At 56.5% G+C, this 9,547-nt stretch carries 11 protein-coding genes; 5 read left to right on the forward strand and 6 right to left on the reverse strand.

Going from position 1 to position 9,547, the window contains the following annotated elements; all coding sequences use genetic code 11:
* Positions 1-3: 3 nt before the first annotated feature.
* Positions 4-1,170: a phosphoserine transaminase gene (locus tag ACFQDM_RS10665; protein ID WP_377378851.1), complete on the reverse strand. Its 1,167-nt coding sequence runs from the start codon at positions 1,168-1,170 to the stop codon at positions 4-6.
* Positions 1,171-1,324: 154 nt separating this feature from the next.
* Positions 1,325-1,921, reverse strand: a complete 597-nt coding sequence (locus tag ACFQDM_RS10670; protein ID WP_377378853.1) for a hypothetical protein — start codon at positions 1,919-1,921, stop codon at positions 1,325-1,327.
* 200 nt (positions 1,922-2,121) lie between these two features.
* Between ACFQDM_RS10670 and ACFQDM_RS10675 the strand changes: the two genes are divergently transcribed.
* Genes ACFQDM_RS10675 through ACFQDM_RS10685 form a run of 3 tightly spaced genes read left to right on the forward strand, consistent with a single transcriptional unit; the run spans position 2,122 to position 4,271 of the window.
* Entirely contained in the window at positions 2,122-2,637 is a 516-nt protein-coding gene (locus ACFQDM_RS10675; RefSeq protein ID WP_377378855.1) for a hypothetical protein, read from the forward strand.
* A 5-nt stretch (positions 2,638-2,642) separates the two neighbouring features.
* Positions 2,643-3,308, forward strand: a complete 666-nt coding sequence (locus ACFQDM_RS10680) for a phosphoribosylanthranilate isomerase (RefSeq protein WP_377378857.1) — start codon at positions 2,643-2,645, stop codon at positions 3,306-3,308.
* A gap of 15 nt (positions 3,309-3,323) precedes the next feature.
* Complete coding sequence (locus ACFQDM_RS10685) at positions 3,324-4,271, forward strand: DMT family transporter (RefSeq protein WP_377378859.1); 948 nt, start codon at positions 3,324-3,326, stop codon at positions 4,269-4,271.
* On the opposite strand, the gene ACFQDM_RS10690 is transcribed toward ACFQDM_RS10685, so the two are convergent.
* Together ACFQDM_RS10690 and ACFQDM_RS10695 are read right to left on the reverse strand one after the other, a co-directional pair.
* Positions 4,240-5,175, reverse strand: a complete 936-nt coding sequence (locus ACFQDM_RS10690; protein WP_377378861.1) for an alpha/beta fold hydrolase — start codon at positions 5,173-5,175, stop codon at positions 4,240-4,242. The genes ACFQDM_RS10685 and ACFQDM_RS10690 overlap by 32 nt on opposite strands.
* 9 nt (positions 5,176-5,184) lie before the next feature.
* A complete protein-coding gene (locus ACFQDM_RS10695; protein WP_377378863.1) occupies positions 5,185-5,487 on the reverse strand; it encodes an SCP2 sterol-binding domain-containing protein in 303 nt (100 codons plus the stop codon).
* A 137-nt stretch (positions 5,488-5,624) separates the two neighbouring features.
* Here ACFQDM_RS10695 and ACFQDM_RS10700 point away from each other — a divergent pair, with 137 nt between their 5' ends.
* Complete coding sequence (locus tag ACFQDM_RS10700; protein WP_377378865.1) at positions 5,625-7,172, forward strand: acyl-CoA carboxylase subunit beta; 1,548 nt, start codon at positions 5,625-5,627, stop codon at positions 7,170-7,172.
* Here ACFQDM_RS10700 and ACFQDM_RS10705 read toward each other — a convergent pair whose 3' ends face one another.
* Entirely contained in the window at positions 7,173-7,793 is a 621-nt protein-coding gene (locus ACFQDM_RS10705) for a DUF7002 family protein (RefSeq protein ID WP_377378867.1), read from the reverse strand.
* A 37-nt stretch (positions 7,794-7,830) separates the two neighbouring features.
* Positions 7,831-8,805: a class I SAM-dependent methyltransferase gene (locus ACFQDM_RS10710; RefSeq protein WP_377378869.1), complete on the reverse strand. Its 975-nt coding sequence runs from the start codon at positions 8,803-8,805 to the stop codon at positions 7,831-7,833.
* A 184-nt stretch (positions 8,806-8,989) separates the two neighbouring features.
* Between ACFQDM_RS10710 and ACFQDM_RS10715 the strand changes: the two genes are divergently transcribed.
* Positions 8,990-9,466: an Hsp20 family protein gene (locus tag ACFQDM_RS10715; protein WP_377378871.1), complete on the forward strand. Its 477-nt coding sequence runs from the start codon at positions 8,990-8,992 to the stop codon at positions 9,464-9,466.
* Positions 9,467-9,547: the final 81 nt, after the last annotated feature.

The raw sequence follows: 9,547 nt of genomic DNA on the forward strand, positions 1-9,547 counted from the left end.
GGATCAGACCGTAGCGATCGTCTCCCCGAATGCCCATTCGAGCCAAGGCGTCAGCGCCTTCACGTCGGATGGCTCAACCGTGGCACCGCACCAGATACGCAGGCCTGGAGGCGCAGAGCGATAGCCGTTCGCGTCGAAAGCAACTTCTTCCTTTTCCAGAAGACCTGTCATTTTCTTCATGAAAGCGACCTGGTCGTCTGCAGACAGAGCTGCGAAACGTGCATCGACGATCTTGAGCGTAACGCCTGTGTTTGAACGCGTTGCTGCATCGGCGCAGAGGAATTCAATCCAGTCGGTCCTGGCAACCCAGTCCTCGAGAATGCAGAGGCTTTCGTCGGAGCGCGCTTTCAGGGCTTTCCAGCCGCCGAGGCTTTGCGCCCATTTCAGGGACTGAATATAGTCTTCTACGCACAGCATGGATGGTGTGTTGATGGTGGCACCTTCGAAGATGCCGAGGTCTACCTTGCCTTTTTTCACCATGCGGAAAATCTTCGGCAGAGGGCGGTTTGGCTTGTAGCGTTCCAGGCGTGCCACCGCATTTGGTGACAGGATCAGCATGCCGTGAGCAGCTTCACCGCCGAGAATTTTCTGCCAGGAGAATGTCGTGACGTCGCATTTTGCCCAGTCGATATCCTGAGCGAAAGCAGCTGAGGTCGCATCATTGATGACAACACGGTCCGGGTTCGGCTTGATCCAGTCAGCATTCAGGACTTTCACGCCGGCGGTTGTGCCGTTCCATGTGAAAATGATGTCCGCGTCGTCGCGTGCCTTCGTGAAGTCTGGCAGCGTGCCATATTCCTTGGCGACGTGTGTCGTTGCGTCGACGTCAGTGAGTTGTTCGAGTGTGTCCTTGACCCAGTCTTCGCCAAAGCTTTCCCAGGCGAAGATGTCGACCGGGCGCTCGCCGAGCATGGACCACATCGCCATTTCAACCGCGCCGGTATCGGATGCAGGCACAATGCCGATCAGATAGTCGTCTGGAACACCCAGCACTTCGCGCGTCAGGTCGATCGCTTCCTTCAGCTTGGCTTTACCAAGCTTGGAACGGTGCGAACGGCCAAGGGCAGCGTCTGACAGTTGGTCAAGGGAAAAGCCCGGGCGTTTCGCCGTCGGACCAGAAGAAAAATAAGGGCACGCAGGGCGCGTGTCCGGTTTTGGAGCGGTGCTCATCTGTATTGTCTCCTATCCTCACAGATAGGCTGGGCGCCGTTGGGGGCGCCTGGCCCGCAGCCCGTATCTCATGAAAACGTTTACGAAGCGAGCGAAGAATTATGACATTTTCGTCGAATTCACTCTACGAGAACAGCGAGCCTATGAAGGCCGATCAGTCGAAGAGTGAGCCCTGCGACGAGCAATAGTCTGACAGCCAGACGAGCGCCTTATAGGTGCGTTCTGCACGCACATCATCCATAAATGTGAAAGAGGCTTCCTCCGTGAAGCCAGACCTTCTCGTGTATTCAGACTGCAGATCGTTATACTTTACAGCATTTGTGCCGTCTGCACTCACGAGCCGAACCAGTGCGTAGTCCGGGTCGATATCCCAGCGCTCCGGGTTTCTTGGTTCAAACTGTATGAGGTCTGGATCGATAGATGTCAGGTCAATTTCATATTCGGTGATCTCGTCATAAAGTATGCCGCCATCGTCTTCGACCCGTTTGAAGGAATATGTGTACTTCAGGAAGCATGGGTCATTTTCAGAATTATCCCAGTGAAAGTAGCGTCTGGTCTGATCGTAGATTTTGTAGCGTTCGCTTCCGGTATATTTGCCATATCCGCTGTTTGTGTCGCCAGCATATCGCTCAACATACTGCTGGATGAACTCATAGGCCTGTAGGGGGCTGATATTATCCTGCGCGGATGCTGACTGGCCCCCGAGATTGAAAATACCAAGCGCGGCAATTGCCAGTGTTCTGAATCGCATGCGAAATTCCCCATATCAGCCCAAATTCTTCCATTTAAACTTATTCAATGCGGGAGACCGCACGTAAAGCCTCTGGCAGCGAATGCCGCGAAATGGTCACCGGCTGGCCGTAAAGCCTGCTGAACGCAATTGCAGTCAATGCGTTATAGGCAATTGCGCTGAATAAGGGTAGGTAGGCGTAACGCGGTCAGGAGGCATGAATGGTAGCTGGGTCAGACAGTCCAACGTCAATGTATGATGAGATCACGTCGTTTTCGGAGAACTCCACGCCGCCGAAAACACAAACCGTGACAAGTCGGATCAAGCATCCTGCCACGTTTGAAATCGGTATTGCGCTTGCGCTGACGGTCGGATCTCTGATTGCCTTGCTGCTCGTAAAGCTGATTGGTGGGGCATCCTTTATGGGGGATATCCTGTCCTTCGGTCTGATCGGGCTGTTCTGTGTCGGGCTGGTTTATGCGGCATCTGTCGGTGGTGCGATCTATCTGTCGAAACGCGGTACTGTGCCAAAGCTTTACTGGGTTGCTGTCGGTGTGCTGGACCGCGAGACCAAGGACGACGCACCTGTGCCGGTTGATTATCTCTATCTGGAGCTCGCCGACGGGCGACGCCTGTCTGTGAAGGCCGATCCCGACATTGCAGACAGAGCGGCGCCAGGAAAAGTTGGCTGGGCCACGTTCGACAAGACGTCCGTTACGCGCTTCGTCACAGGATAAGGCCGATGCGGACCCGGGTGAAAATCTGCTGTATCTCGTCGATTGATGAAGCGCAGCTGGCGATCCGGAAAGGCGCTGATGCGGTTGGGCTGGTCGGTGCCATGCCATCGGGACCGGGGCCAATCTCGGATCAGAAAATCCGTGAAATCGCAGCGCAAATTCCGCCGCCCATTGGGTGCTTTCTCCTGACGCAGGAAGAAAAGTCAGATGAGATTGCCGAGCACCTTTTGCGCACGGGTGTGCCCACGGTCCAGCTCGTGCGCCATCTCTCCATTGTTGAAACCATGCATCTCGACCGGGTCTTGCTGACAACGCGCCGGGTGCAGGTGATCCATATGGAAGGCCCGGAGGCCCTCGATCTGATTGAAAAATATGAGCCGCATGTGCATGCGTTTCTGCTCGATTCGGGGAAACCGGGCGCCGATATACCTGAGCTTGGCGGTACAGGGCGAACCCATGACTGGGAGTTATCACGCGCCTTTGTCGAGAAGGCGAAGAAACCCGTCTTTCTCGCAGGTGGCCTCACGCCGGAGAATGTCGGTGACGCGATCGCTCGCGTGAAACCCTTCGGCGTGGATGTTTGCTCTGGTGTTCGCACAAATGGACATCTCGACCCGAAAAAGCTGGATGCCTTCATGTCTGCCGTTCGGACGGCAGATCGGCACCGCTAACAAGTTCATCAGGGAATGACGCCGCTCGGAACCGGAAAACGAAGCCCGCTTGACTGGACCTTGTTCGTTATTCTGACCTGCCTTTGGGCAAGCGCCTATCCCTGTACGCGTCTCGCCGTCAGTGCAGGCGCCCCGGAACTTGGATTGCCGCCGGAAGTCGTGACCTCGGCGCGGCTGACGCTTGGAGCGATCATTCTTCTGATTGCTGCATTTGCCACGCGCCAGACCTGGCCACCCCTCAAGGATGTGAAGCGCTGGGGCGCAATGTGTGTGATGGGGCTGGTCGGGACGGCAGCGCCTTTTTATGTGATCACGACCGCCCAGAAGACGGTCGATTCCAGTCTTGCGGCGCTTTATGTTGCCGCTTCTCCGCTCTTTGTTGCGGCACTCGCCCATTTCTTTTTCAAGGATGAGCGCATGACCTGGCGCAAGGCGCTTGGGCTGGTGATCGGGTTTGGCGGCGTCGCGATCCTGTTTGGCCCGGAAGCGGTGCGCGGGATTGGCTCTGCGAGCACGGTCGCGCAGGCGTTGTGTCTGCTGGGCACGCTCTTCTACACCATTCACACCATATTGGCGCGCGGCGCGCCAAGCATGCCGCCCATCGTCCTGTCGGCTGGATTTGTGACCTTCGGAGCGATTTCAAGCTGGTTTGGCCTGATCACAGTGGATTTTGCATCGCTCAATCCGCAGCCGAGCGCAATTCTTGGCGTAATCGGGCTGGGGATTGGTCCGACAGCGCTTGCCTCCATGCTCTATATGCAGCTGGTGGCCAGAACGAGTGCGACGTTTCTCTCGCTCACCGGGTACACCATTCCGGTCGTGTCTGCATTGATCGGTTTTCTGGCATTTGGGGAAGTGCAGAGCTGGCACGCCATCATCGCCTTCCTTTTCATTTTGGCAGGGGTCTGGGTGTCTCAGCAGTCTGGAAAGTCTAAATCCCGGCCCGTGACAGAAGACGCGTAAAGGCTTCCCAGAATTCGGCCCGAACGGCATCGGTTTCCATCAGGATTTCATGACGCGCGCGCGCAATGGAAATGTGCTCGACATCGCTGAGCTGCGCGGCAATCCGTTTGTGGCTTTCATTGTCGACGAGCGCTTCTTCTTCTGCTGTCGCGATGAGGATGGGGCAGGTGATGTCTGCGAGTTCGTCGGGTCTGGCGAACTGATCAATTACGTCGAGGGACGCACCAAGCCAGCTCCAGGTCACCTGACCGAGTTCCAGTTCGGGCGCCGTATCCAAAAGCCGCTCATTGCGCTCCCAGCGTTTATGATCGTGCGTGACCATGTTCTCGCCAAAGCTCTCACGGGGTTTATTCGGCAGGACAAAGGTGTTGCCGCGCCCCATCGTCTTCATGGCCCAGGCGATATATTTCATGCCCATGAAGCGGCTTTTCAGTCCCCACATAGGTGCGGTGAAAGCGGCCGCGTCGACCTGCACCAATTGTTTGGCAATGGCGGCAAGGGCAATCGCGCCGCCCATGGAATGTGCCAGGGACACATAAGGACGGGGCAGTGTTTCGGACAGTTCGCTCAGCGCCTTGCGCAGGGCATTCATGAAGGTTTCGAACGTGTCGATATGACCTTTCAGCGGGTCGGGCAGCAGGCGATGTGAAAGCCCTTGTCCTGGCCAGTCGAGTGTCAGAACGGCAAAGCCCATATCCTGAAGCTCGCGCGCTGTTTCGAAGTATTTTTCGATAAACTCCGTCCGTCCCGGACAGATAATCACTGTGCCGCGTGGATGTTCACCGTCACGCGCCGGCGCGACGCACATACGCAGCTTGCGTCCCTCGCGACCTTCCAGCCATTTGACGTAAGCGCCTTTCGGGGGCGGGTTACCTTCAACTTCAATGAGGTGTCTGGAAGGCATCAACTCGCCTTACGCAAATTTGGAAATCAGGTTCTGCAGGGACATGACAACGCCCATATCACCGGCAATCTTGAGCTTGCCTGTCATCATGGCGCGGGTCGGATCAAGCTCGCGTTTGGCCAGCTTCTTGAAATCTTCCCAGGTGACGGACACGGTTGCGTCGGCCGGTTTGTCTTCATTGCTGGCTTCATTATTGACGCCGTCCAGAAACAGTCTGCCGAAACTGCCAAAGTCAAGTTTGAGCGTTTTGTTGAACTCGTCGGTCGATTTCAGCGCCTCATCAGCCTTGGCTGTCAAACCTGCCAGATCCATCCGGGTCTCCTTGCGTCGTGCTCTGTTCTATGGACGCGCACACCTCTTAAGGCAATAGCGGGGTTCACTGATAAAAAAGGGCTGTCATTCGAAACACTTCGCGATAGTTTGCTCGCAAAAATGGGAGGAGAGCGGTCATGAGCTGGAAGTCGTATATTGACGAGCTGAGAAAGCGCGAACGTCTGGCGGAGAAAATGGGCGGTGAGGAGCCGGTCGCTCGCCAACGTTCACGAGGCAAGCTGACCATTCGTGAGCGCGTTGCCTTTGTTGCGGATCCGGGCAGCTTTCAGGAGATCGGAAAGATCTCGGGGCGCGCCACCTATAATGATGATCAGGAAATGGAAGACTTTCTGCCTGCCAACATGGTGATTGGACGGGCGAAGATTGGTGGCAAGAGCGCCGTCATACTCGGAGATGACTTCACCGTGCGGGGCGGGGCGGCAGACGCCTCGATCTGGCAGAAAATGGTAATGGCCGAGCAGATGGCGCATGAATACCGCCTGCCATTGGTGCGTCTGGTGGATGGCACGGGCGGTGGTGGCTCGGTCAAGATGTTCGAGAAGGACCCGCGCACTTACATCCCTGAAACGCCAGGCTGGAACTGGGTCATCGACAATATGGGTGAAATCCCGGTCGTCTCGCTTGCGCTGGGCCCCTGCGCAGGCCTTGGCGCCGGTCGTGTCGGCGCCAGCCATTATTCCGTGATGGTGAAGGATCTGTCGCAGGTGTTTGTGGCCGGTCCTCCTGTTGCCCGCGCGATTGGCGAAGACGTGACGAAGGAAGAGCTTGGCGGCTGGAAAATCCAGGCACGCAATGGCACGGTCGATGAAGCCGTTGAGACGGAAGGCGAGGCCTTTGAAAAGGTTCGCCAATTCCTGTCCTATCTGCCGTCTTCGGTACATGAACGCGCCGAACGGACCCAGCCAACTGACGACCCGAACCGGCGTGACGAGAAACTGATTGATATCGTGCCAACGGATGGACGCACGCCGTACAAGCCGCGCAAGATCATCGATTCCTGTGTTGATAAGGGCAGCTTTTTCGAGATTGGCCGCTATTGGGGCAAGTCGCTGGTGACAGGCTTTGCGCGTATTGATGGCTTCCCGGTTGGCATCATGGCAGGCGACCCGTTCTTCCTGGATGGTGCATGGACGGCAGATACCTGTGAGAAGGTGATCCGCCATGTGGATCTGTGTGACACGTTCCACCTGCCGATCATCCATTTCGTGGATTGTCCGGGTTTTGCCGTCGGGGTGAAGCATGAAACCGCAGGTGTCACCCGCAAGGGCGTGCGTGCCATGGCGGCGGTTTATCAGGCGAAGGTTCCGACCTGCGCGATTGTCGTCCGCAAAGCCTATGGTCTGGCAGGGTCAGCCATGATGAACCCATCGCGGACCAAATGGCGCTATTGCTGGCCATCTGGCGATTGGGGCTCGCTGCCCATGGCGGGCGGCATTGAGGCAGCCTATCGCAAGGAGATCTCCGAAGCCGATGATCCCGACGCGTTTCTGGACCAACTTTACAAGAAGTTCGAGGCGATCAAATCACCATTCCGGACGGCCGAGGCGTTTCTGGCAGAGGACATTATCGACCCGCGAGACACACGTCCGAAGCTGGTCGACTTCGTCCACCATGCCGATCGCGTGATCGAGGCGGGACGCAAACACAAAGCGTTCAGGCCGTGATTAGCTGAGGTCCAGAAATTCGGAAACCGGCCTGATGTCTTCAACGGCAGGGAGCTGAACGCTGTCGACCCAGGTGACTTCCTTCACGGTTGCGGCGGTGCCCGTGTAAAATTCGGCGGTCTGGAAGGTTTCCGGACCGCGCGGGCTTTTCCGGCCACCACTGCAGCGCGGCGCCCCGGAATTGTACCGGCAGAATCTGGCAGGCCCGTTCATGCGTAACAGGTCCTCGGTTCGAAAGATCATGACCGAAGAGGCGGTGTTGCGGTATTTGCGGAAATGACTGCGCCCCATGGTGACGGGCGTGATGTTGTTCGCGCCAGGCCAGAAATACACATTGCCATTCAGCAGATTGAGCAAATCTTCCCGGAAGAAATTGGGAGACAAATCGACATTGCCAAAAGCCAGTGGCGCCTGATCACGCAGGGTCACGCGTCCGCGATTGGTACGAACGCGCGCCTGCTGAGCCCGCTTTTTTGCGAGCACATGGAAATCCAGAGGATCGGTGAGCTGCCGGGCCGAAATCAGGCGCCGGTGCTCAAGAATACCAGGCAGGTTCTCATTATAGGTGAGGTGGAACAGATACGGCCTTAAAGCGACAAACCTGTCGAGCGAAAAGGGCATGACCTGCTCCTGACCTGCCTGGACGAGATATCAGAGCTTACTCTTCTTCTGCTTCCTCGGAAGCCGCTTCTGCCTCGGCAGCTGCGATTTCTTCAGCCGTTGGCTTGCGGAATTTCAGCGTCATGCGATCACTTTCGCCGATCGCCTCATATTTCGCAGCGTCAAAACCTTCCGGCATATTGCCATCACGATCTGTGGTGCGGCTTGTCGGCGGCAGCGTCCAGACGCCAAATGGGTGATCGGCGGTGTCAGCTGGGTTGGCGTTGATGTCGCTGTCGGCCACGAAAACGAAGCCGGCTTCAGACGCCAGTTGCTTGACGAAGTCTTCATGGACATAGCCAGAGCTTGCGCTTGGATCCTGCTCGGAGCCAGATGGCAGACGGTGCTCGACCACGCCCAGAATGCCGCCTGGTTTCAGCGCCGCATACATGTCGGCAAACACTTTTTCCGTATAGCCGCCGGACATCCAGTTATGCACATTGCGGAATGTCAGGATGGTATCGATACTGTTTTCTTCGGCGATCGGCCCCGTTTCCGGGCTGAGTTCTGCAACAACGATATCGCCATAGATGTCTGGCTGATCGATGAAATTGGTCTGGAAATTCTCAGACGCGCGCGCAGCATAGTCACTGGAATCGGCATCAAATCCGACCGCGATATATGTGCCTTCGTCTTTCAGATATGGCGCCAGAATAGAGGCATACCAGCCACCGCCCGGCCAGATTTCAGCAACGGTGTCGGTTGGTTCGATTTCGAAGAATTCCAGCGTTTCTTTCGGATTGCGGAAGGCGTCACGTGCTTTGGCATCTTCACTGCGCCATTCGCCAGCGATCGCTGCATCCAGGCCAGAAACTTCCATCGTTTCAGTCGCCTCTGGTGTGGCAGTTTCACTTGCTTCGCTCGTTGGTGTTTCGGTCGGTGTTGCGTCAGGAGCAGGCTCCTCGCTACCGCCACAAGCAGCCATCATCAGAGCCAGCGCAGATACGCCCATTACGCCCAAAGGTCTCGACATGTTGTTTCCTCTTTCCAAAATTACAGAAGTCGTGGGGACTTGCGGCGATAAATAAGCATCCCATATTGAGGATGTCGAGGCGCCGATATCGGGCCTTGACCCAGGGTGAGCCAGATTTGGGCACCCGGAGTAAAATCAGGCAGGGGCACCTGCCGAAATTGTCGCTTATGAAAGGACTTTAGATATGCAAACGATTGATCTGACACCCGTGTACCGCACAATGGTCGGCTTTGACCGCGTTGCCAGCATGATTGACGCAGCGTCTCGCCTCGACGGTTCTCAGGGTTACCCTCCATATAATATCGAAAAGACGGGCGATAACGACTTCCGTATCGAACTCGCGGTCGCAGGCTTCGGCGAAGAAGACCTCGACATCGAGACCAAGGAAGGCGTTCTGACTGTCACCGGTAAGACCGGCGCGACCGAAGACGGAGAGAAGCGCGAATTCCTGCATCGCGGCATTGCCGAACGCAGTTTCATCCGCCGCTTCCAGCTCGCTGATCACGTTGTCGTGAATGGCGCTGAACTTCGCAATGGTCTGCTCCGCATTGAGCTGCAACGCCAGCTTCCGGAAGCGATGAAGCCTCGCAAGATTGCCATTGGCGGACACTCGAAAGTCGAGCAGCCAAAGGTGATTGAAGGCAATAAAAACGTCGCCTAACCCGAGGCGTACCTCCAGCTTTTACCCCTGAAGCGAGAACGGCGCACCGAAAGGTGCGCCGTTTCTTCATGTTCGATTGTC

The sequence above is a fragment of the Ponticaulis profundi genome, assembly GCF_042659465.1.
Lineage (GTDB): Bacteria > Pseudomonadota > Alphaproteobacteria > Caulobacterales > Hyphomonadaceae > Ponticaulis > Ponticaulis profundi.